The 811-nt window shown below is 41.9% G+C and carries 1 protein-coding gene; it reads left to right on the top strand.

Annotation, left to right across the window (positions count from 1 at the left end):
• Window positions 1–45 precede the first annotated feature (45 nt).
• Window positions 46–794 (top strand): IS5 family transposase gene (locus tag ACS8FD_RS19025; protein ID WP_165596948.1). Its coding sequence is split into 2 segments (ribosomal slippage): window positions 46–376 and window positions 376–794, totalling 750 coding nucleotides; the frame shifts between segments, so codons are not numbered across the junction.
• Window positions 795–811 lie beyond the last annotated feature (17 nt).

Below are 811 nucleotides of genomic sequence, written 5' to 3'. Positions count from 1 at the left end.
CTAGGGTGTGTTGACATATATAGAATAATTGATAATCATAGTGTTATGACTAGATTAACCCTAAGTGATGCCCAGTGGGCAAAGATAGCACCGTATTGTGCAGGTAAAGAGACCGATGTTGGTAGAACAGCGGTAAATAATCGACTATTTATCGAAGCTGTTCTATGGATTGTCCGAACAGGTAGTCCGTGGCGAGACTTACCCCCTGAATTTGGTAACTGGAACAGTGTTTATAAGCGCTACCGTCGATGGGTAAAAAGCGATAGATTCAGCAAGCTATTTAATGCTCTGAATGACTCAGATTTAGAGTATGCCATGATTGATGGCACTATTGTTAAGGTACATCGTCATGGACAAGGCGCAAAAGGGGGGCTTGTCATCAGGCAATTGGCAAATCAAGAGGCGGTATGACCACTAAAATCATGGCAATGGTTGATGCATTAGGCAACCTTGTTGATTTTACTTTATTGAAAGGACAACAGCATGACATGGCTGGCGTTAAACCTTTAATTAAAGACAAAGAGTTTGGTGCATTGCTTGCTGATAGAGCCTTTGACACGGATTGGCTACTGCTAGACTTAGAAGAGCGTGGTAGCAAAGCGGTCATACCCCCTAAACGCTCTCGTTTAAAGCAACGAGATTTCGATAAAGAAATGTACAAGTGGCGTCACTTAATCGAGAACTTCTTCTGTAAGCTGAAAGATTTCAAGAAAATTGCCATGCGTGCTGAAAAAACGGATGAGTCGTTTGCTGCTAATATCTATTTAGCAGCGACGATTATCCATTTACGGTAATTGTCAACACACCCTAG

Source organism: Psychrobacter sp. 1U2 (genome assembly GCF_051847575.1).
This window is presented reverse-complemented; position numbering and strand designations above follow the sequence as displayed.